At 33.8% G+C, this 15,848-nt stretch carries 10 protein-coding genes; 5 read left to right on the forward strand and 5 right to left on the reverse strand.

Translation table 11 applies throughout. From position 1 onward, the window contains the following. The first annotated feature begins 112 nt into the window (after nt 1–112). From hutH to P2W65_RS13985, 3 genes are read left to right on the forward strand one after another with little or no spacing between them, the layout of a single operon-like run. Complete coding sequence (hutH, locus tag P2W65_RS13975) at nt 113–1,627, forward strand: histidine ammonia-lyase (protein WP_289658181.1); 1,515 nt, start codon at nt 113–115, stop codon at nt 1,625–1,627. 48 nt (nt 1,628–1,675) lie between these two features. Next, nucleotides 1,676–2,320: a DUF47 domain-containing protein gene (locus tag P2W65_RS13980; protein WP_008462731.1), complete on the forward strand. Its 645-nt coding sequence runs from the start codon at nt 1,676–1,678 to the stop codon at nt 2,318–2,320. 30 nt (nt 2,321–2,350) lie between these two features. After that, nucleotides 2,351–3,691 carry an inorganic phosphate transporter gene (locus P2W65_RS13985; protein WP_289658192.1) on the forward strand — a complete coding sequence of 447 codons (1,341 nt, stop codon included), beginning with the start codon at nt 2,351–2,353 and terminating at the stop codon, nt 3,689–3,691. Between the two features lie 99 nt (nt 3,692–3,790). Here the strand turns inward: P2W65_RS13985 and P2W65_RS13990 are convergent, their stop codons facing one another. The 3 genes from P2W65_RS13990 to P2W65_RS14000 all read right to left on the reverse strand — a co-directional run bounded on the left by P2W65_RS13990 (nt 3,791) and on the right by P2W65_RS14000 (nt 8,683). After that, nucleotides 3,791–4,312, reverse strand: coding sequence for a DUF421 domain-containing protein (locus P2W65_RS13990; protein WP_289658194.1), 522 nt, complete (start codon nt 4,310–4,312; stop codon nt 3,791–3,793). 108 nt (nt 4,313–4,420) lie between these two features. Beyond that, on the reverse strand, nt 4,421–5,788 hold the full coding sequence (gene rimK / locus P2W65_RS13995) for a 30S ribosomal protein S6--L-glutamate ligase (protein ID WP_289658196.1): 1,368 nt from the start codon (nt 5,786–5,788) through the stop codon (nt 4,421–4,423). A gap of 348 nt (nt 5,789–6,136) precedes the next feature. Further along, complete coding sequence (locus tag P2W65_RS14000) at nt 6,137–8,683, reverse strand: ATP-dependent Clp protease ATP-binding subunit (RefSeq protein WP_179003995.1); 2,547 nt, start codon at nt 8,681–8,683, stop codon at nt 6,137–6,139. Between the two features lie 257 nt (nt 8,684–8,940). Between P2W65_RS14000 and gyrA the strand changes: the two genes are divergently transcribed. Beyond that, nucleotides 8,941–11,586 carry a DNA gyrase subunit A gene (gene gyrA, locus P2W65_RS14005; protein WP_289658199.1) on the forward strand — a complete coding sequence of 882 codons (2,646 nt, stop codon included), beginning with the start codon at nt 8,941–8,943 and terminating at the stop codon, nt 11,584–11,586. Nucleotides 11,587–11,623: 37 nt separating this feature from the next. Then, a complete protein-coding gene (locus P2W65_RS14010) occupies nt 11,624–12,892 on the forward strand; it encodes a tetratricopeptide repeat protein (RefSeq protein WP_289658201.1) in 1,269 nt (422 codons plus the stop codon). Between the two features lie 65 nt (nt 12,893–12,957). On the opposite strand, the gene P2W65_RS14015 is transcribed toward P2W65_RS14010, so the two are convergent. Continuing rightward, complete coding sequence (locus tag P2W65_RS14015) at nt 12,958–13,377, reverse strand: OsmC family protein (protein WP_289658203.1); 420 nt, start codon at nt 13,375–13,377, stop codon at nt 12,958–12,960. Nucleotides 13,378–13,751: 374 nt separating this feature from the next. Then, nucleotides 13,752–15,731: a DUF349 domain-containing protein gene (locus P2W65_RS14020; protein WP_289658205.1), complete on the reverse strand. Its 1,980-nt coding sequence runs from the start codon at nt 15,729–15,731 to the stop codon at nt 13,752–13,754. Nucleotides 15,732–15,848 lie beyond the last annotated feature (117 nt).

A 15,848-nucleotide genomic window follows, 5' to 3' on the forward strand; every position in this document is an offset into this window, starting at 1 on the left:
AGAATAAATTAAAAGCATAGAATGGCTTTTGTTGAAATTTTAATTATTGTGATAAATTGTTGCTTTTTAATATTGATTTGTTGAATTTTGACGTCTTAAATTGAAAAACATCATGAGAGAAATCCATTATATAAGTACTGAAACGATTACTTTAGAAACACTACACGAGATTTTATCCAATAATAAAATGCTTGAATTATCGGAAGAAGCTAAAGTAAATGTGCAGAAATGCCGTGATTATTTAGATAAAAAAATGGAATCACATACAGCGCCCATTTATGGTATCAATACTGGTTTTGGTTCGTTGTATAGTGTGAAAATCTCAAATGAGAATTTATCTAAGCTTCAAGAAAACTTAGTGAAATCTCACGCTTGTGGAACTGGAGAAGAAGTTCCGTCTGAAATTGTGAAAATGATGCTTTTGCTGAAAATTCAATCTTTAAGCTACGGACATTCCGGAGTGCAATTGAAGACTTTAGAGCGTTTGGTTGATTTTTATAATAATGATATTCTGCCAATCATTTATACTCAAGGTTCACTTGGAGCTTCGGGAGATTTAGCGCCTTTAGCTCATATGTCATTACCTTTAATTGGAGAAGGAGTAGTGCTTTTTGAAGGGAAGAAAACAGCTTCTGCTGAAGTTTTAAAACATTTTAACTGGGAACCAATTGTTTTACAGTCCAAAGAAGGATTGGCTTTGTTGAATGGAACGCAGTTTATGAGTGCTTATGGAGCTCATATTTTGATTAAAGCTTATAAATATTCGTATTTGGCAGATTTAATTGGAACTATTTCTTTGGAAGGTTTTGATGGAAGAATCGAACCATTCAACGAATTGATTCATTATATACGTCCGCACAAAGGTCAGATTATAACAGCACAAAGAATTACTGAATTCTTAGAGGGAAGTGAAATTATTGCTCAAGAAAAGAAACATGTTCAGGATCCGTATTCTTTCCGCTGTATGCCTCAGGTTCACGGAGCTTCAAAAGATGCGATTGATTATGTTCGAAAAGTATTCAAAACCGAAATCAATTCGGTTACTGATAATCCAAATATATTCATAGAAGCCGATCAGATTATTTCTGGCGGGAATTTCCATGGACAGCCTTTAGCTTTAGCTTTAGATTTTATGGCAATTGCTTTGGCGGAATTAGGAAGTATTTCTGAAAGAAGAACCTATCAATTAATTTCCGGATTGCGTAATCTTCCAGCATTTTTGGTCGATAATCCAGGGCTAAATTCTGGTTTAATGATTCCACAATATACTGCAGCCAGTATTGCAAGTCAAAATAAACAATTGGCAACTCCAGCAAGTATTGATAGTATTGTTTCCAGTAACGGACAAGAAGATCATGTGAGCATGGGAGCCAACGGAGCTACAAAAGCCTTACGAATTTTAGATAATTTAGAGCGTATTTTGGCGATAGAATTGTTGAATGCTTCACAGGCAATTGCGTACAGAGAACCGCTAAAATCAAGCGATTTTATCGAAATGTTCTTAAGCAGTTACCGCGAAGTGGTGCCTCTGGTAAAAGAAGACAGAATCTTACATAATGACATAGAAAACACGGTGTTATTCCTAGAGAGTTTCCAAATAGAAAACGATTTGTTAACAATGGCTTAACATTGCAAAATATTATTGAAGTAATTTTGCACTATCAAAAATAAAACAATGTCAATAAACAGTATTTTCCAATTTTTAGTGCCGAAAGACAAAAAATTCTTTCCACTTTTTGAAGAGGCTTCTAGCAATTTAATTGAATTAGCTTCTAACTTACACGAAGCTGTAAATTTACCATTAAAAGAAAGAGAAATTCTTTTTCAAAAAATTGACGAATTAGAACAAAAAGGAGAAGACATTACCCGTCAGACTAACCTTGAGTTAAGCAGAAACTTTATTACTCCATTTGATAGAGAAGATATTCACACGTTAATTACTTCAATTGACAACGTTGCAGATTATCTTCACGGTGCATCTAGCCGTATGAGATTGTATCAAGTTGATAAGATTACAAAATCTATCAGAAAGATGACAGAAATCAACCTTGAAGCTTGTCAAAACATTGACAGTGCAGTAAAAGAGTTGAGAAACTTACAGAATTTTAAAGTTATTAAAGATGCGTGTGCTAGAATTAACAAACTAGAAAACAAATCGGATAACGTTTATAACAAAGCAGTTTTTGAAATTTTTGAAAACGAAACAGACGCTAAAAATATCATTAAATATAAAGAAGTGTTATCTGTTTTAGAATCAGCAACAGACAAATGTAAGAGTGTTGCGAACATACTAGAATCTATTTCTGTAAAACATTCTTAATTCAATTTTTCATTCTGAAGTTATAATCTTATGACTATACTTATATTAATTATAGTACTTGCCTTAATTTTTGATTACATCAATGGTTTTCATGATGCGGCAAATGCTATAGCGACTGTTGTTGCAACAAAGGTTTTGACACCTTTTCAGGCGGTAGTCTGGGCAGCATTTTTTAACTTTCTAGCGTATTGGGTTTTTGGATTTGGTGTTGCGGATACTGTTGCTAAAACAGCGGATACAATGCAAATTGATCTGGTGGTGATTTTAGCTGGTGTAATTGCGGCTATATGCTGGAACTTATTGACTTGGTGGTTAGGAATTCCTTCAAGTTCTTCACATACTCTTATCGGTGGTTTTGCTGGTGCGGCGGTAGCACATGCCATTGCAATTCATGGTTTTTCAGGTTATGTTGGAGCAGACGGAGCAACACATCATTGGTACGATATAGTGAGTTGGTATAAGGCTGGAAAAGATGGCGGAGTGCCTTCTGGAGTTATTATCATTATTGCTTTTATTGTTTTAGCGCCTTTGTTGGGAGCTTTGGCATCCTATTTAATCTCTATTTGGTTGTTAAATGCATCTCGTAAAAGTATTGGGCCAAAAATATTTACTATTGCATTAATGATTGCAACTATTTGGTTTGTTTACGTGCAAATGATTCCTTATGAGGAAATTATAAAAGATGGGCATAAACCTCGTTTTGCTTCTTCAGTTTTTTGGAGTGTTGCTTTAGAGCCTCATAATATAAAATGGCTTTTGGTTGCATTTATTGTATTGACGGTAAGTGGTTTTTGTTTGATTTTTAGCAGTTTGAATCTTCATCAAGCAGATGCTGCTTTGAAAAAAATGCAATTACTATCTTCTGCGGCTTTTAGTTTAGGACATGGAGGAAATGATTCGCAAAAAGTAATGGGTATTATCGCAGCAGCGGTTGTTGTTTATATTAATACAAATCCAGGTGTTCACATGGATCCTTGGTTAGATGTAGTTCTTCCTTCTGAAGACGGAGCTTTTAAAATGCCACCTTGGATTCCGTTAGCATGTTATTCTGCCATTGCAGCAGGAACTTTAAGTGGTGGATGGAAAATTGTGAAAACAATGGGATCTAAAATTACAAAAGTAAGTTCGTTTGAAGGAGTTGCCGCTGAAACAGCTGGTGCTTTGACACTTTACTTTACAGAACACTTAAAAATTCCGGTAAGTACAACACATACTATCACAGGATCTATTATTGGAGTTGGATTAACAAAACGTGTTTCTGCCGTAAGATGGGGAGTTACCGTTAGTTTAATCTGGGCTTGGATCTTAACTATTCCAATTTCAGCTTTATTGGCAGGTTTGGTTTATTTTATTCTAAGTGTATTTATTTAGTAAAATGATTATGGTAAAATGTTAGATCTGAATCGCATTTTTATCTAGATATTTAAAAGCCGATTTCTTTTTGAAATCGGCTTTTTTGTTTTTGTAATATTATAAATTTTGTAGATTCTTGCGATTGTGTTTTCGTTTGTAATGTGTCTGTTTAAGATGCTTTTGATCTGCAGAAATTATACTTATTGTTCCGTCAATTTCCAGCATGGCAAGTTTGACATCGGTAAGGTGTTCTAAACCATGTTCTCGTACCGCTTCTTTTAATTCGTCATGCGAGATGTCTAATCTGCTTAAGGCTTTGAAATCTAGTTTTCCATCATGGATTAAAACTTCAGGTTTGTCAAGTAATAAATTGCTTATAGTTTTAGAGTTGCGGGTTAATTTTTTAATTGCAAAATTGATTACGAATAAAACCAGTGCTGCAACCAATCCGCCAAGAAGGCTCGTATCTGGGCCAACCATTGCATTTTGAACTGAGTTGCTAATTAGTAAAATTAGAATAATATCGGCAGTGTTTAATTGTGAAAGTTCTTTTTTGCCGAATATTCGTAAAGCAATCGTCATGAAAAAATAGACAGCTGCACTTCTGATGATTATATCTAAATAAGGAAATTGAATCATTTTACTATTTTTGTTTTATTAAAGTTAAATAAAAAAGCTTTGCCAAAGTTTTAAACTTCGGCAAAGCTTCTAAATTATGAATCGATAATTAAGTTTAAATGAACTTAGTTATAATTTGAAATTCTTTTCAATCGCTCTAATCATTTCTCCAGCAACATCTTTATTGGTTGCACCTTCGATGCCTTCTAGGCCTGGAGAAGAGTTTACTTCTAATAATAAAGGACCTTTGGAAGAACGGATAATATCAACACCAGCCACTTTTAAATCCATTGCTTTTGCTGCTTTAATGGCGATCTTTTTTTCTTCTGGAGTTACTTTTATCACAGATGCGGTTCCGCCCAAATGAATATTAGCTCTGAATTCGCCTGGCATGGCTTCACGCTGAATTGCGGCAACCACTTTTCCGTCAATCACAAAACAACGAATATCTTTTCCGTTAGCTTCTTTGATGAATTCCTGAACTAAAATGTTAGCATTTAAACTTTTGAATGCATTGATAACACTTTCTGCGGCTTTTTTAGTTTCAGCTAGAACAACCCCTTTTCCTTGTGTGCCTTCTAATAATTTTACAATTAGAGGCGAACCTCCAACCATCTTGATTAAGTTGTCTGTATCAAGCGGAGAATTAGCAAATCCTGTAGTTGGAATATCTATGCCGCTGTTTAGTAATAGCTGTAAAGAATATAATTTATCTCTCGATTGCGTAATTGCTGTAGCTGAATTCAGAACAAAAACCTTCAAAGCTTCAAACTGACGCGTTAAAGCACAGCCATAAAAAGTAATGCTTGGTCTGATTCTCGGGATAATAGCATCAAACTCGTTTAGGATTTTTCCGCCTCTGTAGTGAATTTCAGGTTTTTTGGCGTCCAATTTCATATAGCATTCTTTGATATTTAAGAAATGCATTTCGTGCCCGCGCATTTCGCCGGCTTCCATGATTCTTTTGTTGCTGTATAATTCAGGATTGCTGGCTAAAAGGCCAATTCGTAAACCTGTTTTTGCTTTTTCTGAATTTTGATATAATTCTTTAAGGGATTCAGGAGTAGGCTGTCCTAAAAGGTATTTTTGCTCTGGATCAACCAAAACCCTTCCACTCATGGCTTCGCGTCCTAAAAGCATTCTAAATCCCATAGAATCGCGGTTAGTCAAAGTCATTTCGATTGGCCATTTAGTATCGCCAATTTTTAAACTGGTTTGAATCACATAACGATGTTCTCTAAAACCGCTTGAGCTTTTAACGATTCGTTTGTCAACCAAAGGTGCTTCACAATGAATAATAGTTTTAATATTATTCTGAATTGGATTAATGTCGAATTTAACCCAATTGGCATCATTTTTTATAAAAGGAGCTATGTTTAAAGCGTGCATTGCCGAAGTTTTAGCGCCGGAATCAACACGAGCTTTGATTGTCGGGATTCCAAGTTCTGGAAATGAGCACCATTCTTCACTGCCTAAAATGACTTTGTTTTGAAGCATATGTTTTTATTTAGTTTTATGATCTGTTGGCTGTAATTATTTTAAACGCATAGAAGCATAGTATTTGAAACTGCGTAAAAGGCGTTTCACTTGTATAAATTCACATAGTTTGCTATGTGTTAGAAACTAGTTTCTTTCGATTTTCCTTTCTTTAGTAAAGTAAAAATCTATGTTTCTATGTGTTTAAATGTTTTTTTTAATTTCACTACCCAACAGGTTTTGTTATAGAATTTAAATCCAAAAATAGCTATTTGCTTTTATTAAAGATAGTGATTTTTACAAAAAAAATACCCGTTAAGTTAGGAAAACGTAACGGGTAGGTTATTTCTGTTATAAATTTTAACTAATTTATTGATTCGTCGGCTCTTCGGCTTTGTGGATTTCAACTGATAATTCTTGAGAATCATCTTTTAAGTCCATTAAGATTTCATCGCCTGAATGTATTTTTGAAGTGATGATTTCTTCAGCTAACAAATCTTCAACATATTTCTGGATTGCTCTTTTCAGCGGTCGAGCTCCAAACTGCTTATCAAAACCTTTTTCAGCAATAAATGCTTTTGCTTTTTCTGTTAAGCTTAGTTTGTATCCTAACTCTGCAATACGAGAATATAGTTTTTTCAATTCGATTTCGATAATCAAATCGATATCAGCTTTTTCTAGTGCGTTGAATACAATTACGTCATCAATTCTGTTTAAGAATTCAGGAGCAAAAGTTTTCTTCAATGCATTTTCGATAATGCTTTTTGAATTTTCATCAGCTTGAGCTGTTCTTGCAGCAGTACCAAATCCAACACCTTGTCCGAAATCTTTTAACTGACGAGCACCAACGTTAGATGTCATGATGATGATCGTGTTTTTAAAGTCAATTTTACGACCTAAACTATCAGTCAAATATCCGTCATCTAAAACCTGAAGCATCATATTGAATACATCTGGGTGTGCTTTTTCGATCTCATCTAAAAGTACCACACAGTATGGTTTTCTGCGAACTTTTTCAGTTAATTGACCGCCTTCTTCGTACCCGACATATCCTGGAGGCGCTCCAACTAAACGAGAAATCGCAAATTTCTCCATGTATTCACTCATGTCAATACGAACTAAAGCATCTTCAGAATCAAATAATTCTTTTGCTAATACTTTAGCTAATTGTGTTTTACCAACACCAGTCTGACCTAAGAATATGAATGAACCAATTGGTTTATTAGGGTCTTTAAGTCCGGCTCTGTTGCGTTGAATAGAACGTGCAATTTTAAGAACTGCTTCGTTTTGACCAATTACTTTGTTCTGAATTAATTCAGGTAATTGAGCTAATTTATTGCTTTCTGTCTGTGCAATTCTATTAACAGGAATTCCAGTCATCATCGAAACAACATCGGCTACATTATCTTCTGTAACTTCAATTCGGTTGTTTTTAGAATCTTCTTCCCATTGTTCTTGTGCGATAGCTAAATCTTTTTCGATACGTTTTTCATCGTCGCGAAGTTTTGCTGCTTCTTCATATTTTTGTTTTTTAACAACCATATTTTTAAGCTCACGAACTTCTTCCAATTGACGCTCTAAATCCAAAATCTGTTTTGGAACATCAATGTTGGTGATATGAACACGTGATCCGGCTTCGTCCATAGCATCAATAGCTTTGTCTGGTAAGAAACGCTCAGACATATATCTGTTCGTTAATTTAACGCAGGCTTCGATAGCTTCTGGAGTATAAGTTACGTTATGGTGATCTTCGTATTTGTCTTTTACGTTGTTCAAAATAGCGATCGTTTCTTCAACAGATGTTGGTTCAACAATAACTTTTTGGAAACGTCTTTCTAAAGCACCGTCTTTCTCAATATATTGTCTGTACTCATCAAGAGTAGTAGCACCAATACATTGAATTTCTCCTCTAGCTAAAGCAGGTTTGAACATGTTTGAAGCATCAAGTGAACCTGTCGCTCCTCCAGCACCTACAATAGTATGGATTTCATCAATAAAAAGAATAATATCATCGTTTTTCTCCAGCTCGTTCATTACGGCTTTCATTCTTTCTTCAAACTGTCCTCTGTATTTTGTTCCAGCAACTAAACTTGCTAGATCTAGAGTTACAACACGTTTGTTGAAAAGGATACGAGATACTTTCTTTTGAATAATACGTAAGGCAAGTCCTTCTGCGATAGCAGATTTACCAACCCCAGGTTCTCCAATAAGAAGTGGATTGTTCTTTTTTCTACGGCTTAGAATTTGTGAAACACGTTCAATTTCTTTTTCGCGTCCTACAACTGGATCTAGTTTTCCTTCTTCGGCCATTTCTGTTAAATCTCTCCCAAAATTATCTAAAACTGGAGTCTTAGATTTTTTGTTTGACTTATTGGCGGGATTATTAAAACTACTTTCTTTTAGACTGTCATCTTGTCCTGAATCGTCATTATACGATTCGTTTCTTGGCAAGTTTTCTAAGAATTCTTCTTCGTTTGGAGTCATATTTAAATACTGTTCTTTAGCTACATCATAATCTATTTTTAGTTTATTCAGTAACTTGGTTGTTGGATCGTTTTCGTTGCGTAAGATACATAACAGCAGGTGTGCCGTGCTTATTGATGAACTTTGAAATACTTTTGCTTCAAGAAAAGTGGTCTTCAGGGCTCTTTCGGCCTGTCGGGTAAGATGAAGGTTTTTCTTTTCTGCATTTACTTCAACGCTCAGGTTAGCAGGGCTCAGTATTTCTACCTTTCTGCGTAAATGATCTAAATCGACTGCTAGGTTATTAAGTATATGAATAGCTTTTCCGTTACCATCTCTTAAAATGCCCAGCATGAGATGTTCAGTACCAATAAAGTCGTGGCCCAAACGTAGTGCCTCTTCCTTACTATACGTAATAACATCTTTTACTCTTGGTGAAAAATTATCATCCATAATATATAATTGGTATTGTAAATTTAGTGAATTACTGTTTTAAAAACAAAAACCGTACCTGTCAAGATCTCCTGACAGCTAATAGACGAAAAAAAAGAGAATAAAAGCGTTAAAAAACGCTTAATTTATTAACTAAAAGCCAAAATAAAGTTGTTAATAAATCATTTAAATAAGTGTAAGGAAATAGCTGAAAAAATTTTAAAAAAACGTATCTTGGCACGCTTTGAAACTATTATAATTATTTAATATAACAACTTATGTCTGAAGGAGAAAAGTTAATTCCTATTAACATTGAAGATGAAATGAAATCAGCTTACATCGATTATTCGATGTCTGTAATTGTATCAAGAGCACTTCCTGATGTTAGAGATGGCTTGAAACCAGTGCATCGAAGAGTTCTTTATGGAATGTATGATTTGGGAGTAACTTCAAGATCTGCCCATAAAAAATCTGCAAGAATCGTGGGAGAGGTTCTGGGTAAGTACCACCCGCACGGAGATACCTCTGTTTACGACGCAATGGTTCGTATGGCTCAAGAGTGGAGTATGCGATATTTATTAGTTGATGGTCAAGGTAACTTTGGATCTGTCGATGGAGATAGTCCAGCAGCAATGCGTTATACTGAGGCTAGAATGCGCAAAATTTCTGAGGAAATTATGGCGGATATCGAAAAAGAAACTGTTGATTTTCAGCTAAATTTTGACGATACCTTATATGAACCAAAAGTAATGCCTACAAAAGTTCCTACTTTATTAGTAAATGGAGCAACAGGTATTGCAGTTGGTATGGCAACTAATATGCCACCACACAATTTAACTGAAGTTATCAATGGTACTTTAGCGTACTTAGATAATAATGATATTGAAGTTGACGAATTAATGACGCATATTAAAGCACCAGATTTTCCAACTGGTGGTGTAATATATGGTTATGAAGGTGTTCGTGAAGCTTTTAAAACCGGTAGAGGACGTATTGTAATGCGTGCGAAAGTTGGTTTTGAAGAAGTGGATGGAAGAGAATGTATCATTGTTACAGAAATCCCTTATCAAGTTAACAAAGCCGAAATGATTAAACGTACGGCTGATTTAGTTAACGAGAAAAAAATTGAAGGTATTGCGAATATCCGTGACGAATCGGATAGAAATGGTATGCGTATCGTTTACATCTTAAAACGTGATGCTACGCCAAACGTAGTTTTAAATACCTTATATAAGTATACTTCATTACAATCTTCTTTTAGTGTAAATAACATTGCATTAGTAAAAGGTCGCCCACAAATGTTGAATCTGAAAGATATGATTCATTATTTTATTGAGCACCGTCACGAAGTAGTCGTTAGAAGAACGCAGTTTGAATTGCGTAAAGCAGAAGAAAGAGCTCATATTTTAGAAGGTTTAATCATTGCTTCTGATAATATTGATGAAGTAATTGCGTTAATTAGAGGATCTAAAAATACTGATGAGGCAAGAGAAAAATTAATCGAAAGATTTAAGCTTTCTGATATTCAAGCTCGTGCAATTGTTGAAATGCGTTTACGTCAGTTAACAGGTCTGGAGCAGGATAAGTTAAGAGCTGAGTATGATGAATTGATGAAATTAATTGAGCATTTAAAAGCTTTATTAGCAGACATTAATTTAAGAACAGATTTAATTAAAGAAGAGCTGACTGAAATTCGCGACAAATACGGTGATGATCGTCGTTCTCAAATTGAATATTCTGGAGGAGATGTAAGTATAGAAGATTTGATTGCTGATGAGAATGTAGTTATTACAATTTCACATGCTGGTTACATCAAACGTACAAACCTTACAGAATACAAAACACAAAATAGAGGTGGAGTTGGACAGAAAAGTGCTGGAACAAGAGATCAAGATTTCTTGGAGCATATGTTCGTAGCGACAAACCACCAATATATGATGTTCTTTACACAGAAAGGAAAATGTTTCTGGATGCGTGTTTATGAAATTCCTGAAGGAAGTAAAACAGCAAAAGGTAGAGCAATCCAAAACTTAGTAAACATTGAAAGTGATGATAAGGTAAAAGCTTTCATTTGTACGCAAGATTTAAAAGATAAAGATTATATCAATACGCATAATCTTGTAATGGTGACAAAACAAGGTCAGGTAAAGAAAACTTCTTTGGAGAAATATTCTAAACCAAGAGCGAATGGAGTTGCGGCTATTACAATTAAAGAAGGTGATGAATTAATCGGAGCACAGTTAACGAACGGAGAAAGCCAAATTATTATGGCTGTTAAGTCTGGTAAATTGGTTCGTTTTGAGGAGACTAAAACACGTCCGATGGGAAGAACTGCTTCTGGAGTTCGTGGAATTACTTTAAAAGACGAAACCGACGAAGTAATCGGAATGGTTACAGTTGATAAAAATGATATTACTGAATCTCAAATCTTAGTGGTAACTGAAAATGGATATGGAAAACGTACCAAATTAGTTGACGAAGATGGAGAAGATGTTTATAGAATTACAAACCGTGGAGGTAAGGGTGTTAAGACTCTTAATATTACGGAGAAAACAGGTAAATTAATTTCTATCAATGCAGTTACAGATGCAGATGATTTAATGATTATCAATAAATCTGGATTGACTATCAGAATGGCAATTGAAGATTTACGTGTTATGGGACGTGCGACTCAAGGTGTTAGATTAATTAACCTTAAAGGAAAAGATTCTATCGCTGCCGTAACTAAAGTAATGAAGGATGATGTTGAAGAAGTAGTTGTGGATGAAGATGGAAATGTAATTGAGTCTGCAATTGAAAGAGTGAAGCCAGATTTAGAAGTTCTAGAAGATGATGGAACTGTTGAAGATGACGACGATTCTGATGATGAAGTAATTGATGACGAAGATGACGCAGATTCTGAAGAAGAAGAGTCAGAAGAATAATCAAATTATATAAAAAATTAAATACAAATAAATCACTATGAAAAGTAAATATGTAATACTAGCATCAGCATTACTGATCTCTGTAGCTACGTTTGCTCAAAAAGATCAAATTAAAAACGCTGAAAAGGCATTAAAAGGCGGTGACGCTCAAGGAGCAATTACAATCCTGAAAGATGCTGAAAATTTAGTAGTAAATGCTAAAGATACAGAACAGGCACAATTTTATTTTGTTCAAGGAAATGCTTATTTAGATCTAGCAAACAAAAAAGTTGAAGAAAGTAAAAACTTAATTGCAGCAGCTGAAAGCTATAAAAAATTAATTGAAGTTGAAAAAGCTTCAGGAAAACAAAAATTTTCTACTCAGGCAGCTACTTCCATTACTAATATTAAAGGTCAGTTGATTAACTCTGCAATTGCAGATACTCAAGCGAATAAACATGTAGACGGAGCAAAAAAATTGTATGACGCTTATGCTTTAGATAAAAAAGATACAATTAATTTATATTATGCTGCTTCAACTGCTGTGAATGCACAAGATTTTGATTTGGCTTTACCAATGTATGAAGAGTTGAAAAAATTGAACTATTCAGGAAAAGGAACTTTATATTTGGCTGTTAACAAAGCGAACAGTAATGAAGATAACTTTGCCAATGCAAAAGATAGAGATCTAGCTATAAAATTAGGAACACATGAAAAACCTAAAACAGAAGCAATTCCTTCGAAAAGAGGAGAAATCTACAAAAATTTAGCATTAATCTTAGTTCAAAAAGGACGTACTGAAGAAGCTAAAAAAGCAATCGCAGATGCTAGAAAAGCAAATCCTGAAGATACTTCTTTGATCTTAACTGAAGCTAACTTATACTTAGAGACTAAAGATTTTGACATGTACAAAAAATTGGTTGGAGAAGCTTTAGAGAAAGATCCAAACAATGCTGATTTAGTATTCAATTTAGGAGTAATTAGTGCAGGTGCAAAAAACAGTGCAGATGCAGAGAAATATTACTTAAAAGCGATTGAAATCAATCCTAACTACACAAATGCGTATTTGAACCTTGCTGCTTTAAAATTAGAAGCTGAGAAACCAATCATTGATGAAATGAATAAGTTAGGTACTTCTGCTAAAGATATGAAGCGTTATGATGTATTGAAAGCGCAGAGAGAAAATGTTTTTAAAGGTGTAATTCCTTATCTTAAAAAAGCGAATGAATTAGATCCTAAAAACGAAGATGTTTCTAAAACATTATTAGGAGTTTACAGTGCTCTTGAAATGACTGCTGAAGCTAAAGCATTAAAAGCTAAAATGTAATAAGTTATTCTTAAGCATAAAAAAAACCATTCGATTTTGAATGGTTTTTTTATGCTTAATTTTTTTTAGCTAATTAATTCAGCCGATAATGTAATTGTAGTGTTTAATAATTTAGAAATCGGACAGATTTCTTTTGCTTTATTGGCTGTAGCTTTAAACTCTTCTGCTGAAATTGAAGGGACTTTTCCTTTTAAATCTAAATGAATTAAAGTGATTGAACCGTCTTCAAAAGTCACTGTTGCTTCTGTAGTTAAATCATCAGCTGTAAATCCGCCTTCGTTTAATAAAAAACTTAATTGCATTGTAAAACAGCCAGAATGCGCTGCTGCAACTAGTTCTTCTGGGTTTGTGCCAACACCATCAGCAAATCTTGTCTTGAAAGAGAGTTGTGCATTATCTAAAGTGGTACTTTGAGTACTAATAGTTCCTGTTCCTTCCATACCGGTTCCTTTCCAGTTGGCGTGTGCTTTTCGTGTAAATTTCATTTGTGTGGTATTAAAATTAATAAAATGTTGTATTGTTTAATTATCAAATGATAATGTGGTAAATCAAATATAATCAATATTTTACAGAATTGTTTTATAGAATTTAACTAGAATGTTAAGTTTTTTGGATTTTTGTTTGGAGTGGGTTTTTACCGCAAAGCACGCAGAGTTTTTTTTGTATTTCGTATTATTTAAGAAAGAAAAGTTCGCAAAGTTTTACGTAGATAAAGCTTTGCGAACTTTTTATTTACCAACATAACCACTTAATAAAATAAATCTTTGCGTGCTTTGCGGTAAAAGAAACATTTTAGATATAAAAAAAGGTGTAATGAATATTTTCACTACACCTTCTATGATTTGCTTTAACTCAGTTCTTATTCCTGACCTAAGTTTCTTAGTTGTTTCAGTTTATCTTTCCAAACTTCAAGGCTTTCTTTGTGAATAGCGATGTTTTTGCGAACTTCTGTTACAATAGAGTTCTCTTTTTTAGCATTTTTAGTATTAGTGAAAAACTGAATATTGTTTTCTAATTGGAAAATTTCATTTTGAACTTCTTCAATTTTACGCATAATAAAGATTTTTTCATTATCTAATTTACGAGTATCATTGCTATCTGATAAAGAATCAATACGATTTGCAAAACGCATCATTTCGGATTCTTTTTTGCTTAAGCTTAATTTTTCGAAAAGAGCATCTAGAATTTTATTGAATTTTCCTTCTATATGGCGTCTTGAAAAAGGCACTTTTCCAAATCCTTTCCAAGTTTCAATATGTGCTTTTATAGCGTCTAAATCTGTTTTGTGGTCTCCAGTTAGCTGAAAAGCTCTTAACGTGTCTAAGTAAGCTTTTTTGTTATCAAAAGCGGCTACTTCTTCGCTGTTTTCTTCAGATTTATGTTCTTTTAATTTGTCGAAATAATGATTGCAGGCATCTTTAAATTCTTTCCAGATTTTATCTGAATATTTTTTAGGAACGTGGCCAATTTGTTTCCATTCTTCCTGAATTTGTTTCATTACAGGAGTTGTAGATTGAAAATCGGTACTTTCTTGCAATTCTTTTGCTTTGGCTACAAGAGCAAGCTTTTTATTTAAATTGTCATTTTGATCTTTCTTAATGTCTTTATAGAAAGAATTTTTGAAAGCATTAAAGTTTCTAACAGCGGTTTTAAATGCTGCCCAAGTCTCTTCGTTTACTTCTGACGGAACTTTCCCAGCAGCAAAAAACTCATTTCTTAATTCTTCTACTTTTTGAATTTGTACAAGCCATTGCGAGTGAGAATTTACTTTTTCGGTACCTAAAACCTCAATTTTAGAAATGATTTCTTTCTTAATCTCAAGATTTTGCTGTTCGTTAGCTCTTTGGTTTTCAAACAAAACTTCTCTCTTGTCGTGTATCTTTTTAGTTAGCTCGCTAAATTGATTCCAAATTGCATCACGGTGTTCTTTAGAAACCGGCCCGATATCTTCTTTCCAAATTCTGTGTAAATCCTGTAACTCACGGAAAGATTTGTTTACATCTGTATCGTTCACTAATTCTTCGACACGTGCAATGATTTTTTGTTTTAATTCTAAGTTGTGTTTAAAGTCTAAATCTCTCGCTTCACGATCTAAATGAAGATAATCATAGAAATTCTCGACATGGAAATGGTAATTGTTCCAAACATGGTTGTATTTGTCTTTTGGAATTGCACCAGCATTTTTCCATCTTTCTCTTAATTCATTAAAATGCTTAAGAGTATCTTTTATATTTTCCTGTGGATTAATAAGCTCTTTTAATTCCTCAACTATTGCCAGACGAGTTTCTAAATTTGTTTTTAGATTAGTTTGTAAATGCTTGAAATGAACATTTCTTTTATCTCTAAAAATATTATAATATTCGTCAAATTTTGATTTTAAAGGTAAGTGGTATTCAAATTCTTCATTTGGATCTGTGTTAGAAGCCAGAAACTCTTCTTTCTTTTCCTCCAAAAGATGATGATATTGCAGTAAGAAAGCTTTTTTGATTTCTTCAATATGATCTTTTACGGACATTACTTTGTCTGTATTAACCAGTTTTTTTAATTCATCTACAAGAGCATCTAAAGAAAATGTATTATAATCCTGCATTGGAATATCATGACGTTCTTTTAAAGTCTCGTCTTCACTTTCGGCTGCATTTGAATTGGTGATCACATCCAATGCTTCTTGATGCGCATTTTCAGTAGTATCATCGCTATTTTGAGTTTCTGAAGTTGAATTCTCAACTAAAGTTTCAGGATCAGATATTTCAATTGCATCATTTGCTGTAGCATCATTGCTCTCGATTCCTGATTTTCCGTCTGCATCATGCAGGTTATCATTCTTTTCTTCTAACATCTTTAAAATGTATAAGGTTTTTATTTTAAACAGAGCGAAAGATAGTAAAGGTGTTTCTAAATACAAAATAAATCGCTTGATTATGCTGTATTTTAAGACGAAATTCCTATTCTTTGC

Origin of the sequence: Flavobacterium panacagri (assembly GCF_030378165.1) — a bacterium.
Taxonomy (GTDB): domain Bacteria; phylum Bacteroidota; class Bacteroidia; order Flavobacteriales; family Flavobacteriaceae; genus Flavobacterium; species Flavobacterium panacagri.

Coding starts and splice junctions, on each gene's coding strand:
- rimK (WP_289658196.1), bottom strand. CDS start 5,788: ATGCTTCAAAACAAAGTCATTTTAGGCAGTGAAGAATGGTGCTCATTT.
- P2W65_RS13985 (WP_289658192.1), top strand. CDS start 2,351: ATGACTATACTTATATTAATTATAGTACTTGCCTTAATTTTTGATTAC.
- P2W65_RS14010 (WP_289658201.1), top strand. CDS start 11,624: ATGAAAAGTAAATATGTAATACTAGCATCAGCATTACTGATCTCTGTA.
- P2W65_RS13990 (WP_289658194.1), bottom strand. CDS start 4,312: ATGATTCAATTTCCTTATTTAGATATAATCATCAGAAGTGCAGCTGTC.
- P2W65_RS14000 (WP_179003995.1), bottom strand. CDS start 8,683: ATGGATGATAATTTTTCACCAAGAGTAAAAGATGTTATTACGTATAGT.
- P2W65_RS13980 (WP_008462731.1), top strand. CDS start 1,676: ATGTCAATAAACAGTATTTTCCAATTTTTAGTGCCGAAAGACAAAAAA.
- gyrA (WP_289658199.1), top strand. CDS start 8,941: ATGTCTGAAGGAGAAAAGTTAATTCCTATTAACATTGAAGATGAAATG.
- hutH (WP_289658181.1), top strand. CDS start 113: ATGAGAGAAATCCATTATATAAGTACTGAAACGATTACTTTAGAAACA.
- P2W65_RS14015 (WP_289658203.1), bottom strand. CDS start 13,377: ATGAAATTTACACGAAAAGCACACGCCAACTGGAAAGGAACCGGTATG.
- P2W65_RS14020 (WP_289658205.1), bottom strand. CDS start 15,731: ATGTTAGAAGAAAAGAATGATAACCTGCATGATGCAGACGGAAAATCA.